The sequence below is a fragment of the Streptococcus suis genome, assembly GCF_002964045.1.
Lineage (GTDB): Bacteria > Bacillota > Bacilli > Lactobacillales > Streptococcaceae > Streptococcus > Streptococcus suis_U.
The window spans coordinates 1-270 of the sequence record NZ_POPB01000559.1 but is presented as its reverse complement, the minus strand read 5'-3'; the positions used below and the strand labels follow the sequence as shown (position 1 = coordinate 270).

At 37.8% G+C, this 270-nt stretch carries 1 protein-coding gene; it reads left to right on the top strand.

Annotated features, from left to right (window positions below; translation table 11 throughout):
- A partial coding sequence (locus C1E99_RS12680) for an HAD hydrolase family protein (protein WP_153060252.1) occupies positions 1-270 on the top strand: 270 nt, incomplete at both ends.

Below are 270 nucleotides of genomic sequence, written 5' to 3'. Positions count from 1 at the left end.
AAAATGTCCTAGTGTTCGGAGATGGACTCAACGATATTGAGTTATTCGATTATGCAGGAATTAGTATCGCTATGGGGCATTCGCATCCAGAACTGCAAAAGCATGCAGATTATATCACAAAAAAAGTAGAAGAAGATGGCATTTTTGATGCCTTGGAGAAATTAGGTATGGTAGAAAAAGAAAAATATTTCCCGCAATTAGATTTGGAAAATGTTACAGGGCCAGTTGCGCATATCAAGACTAACCATGGTAAGTTAACAAGATCGGAAG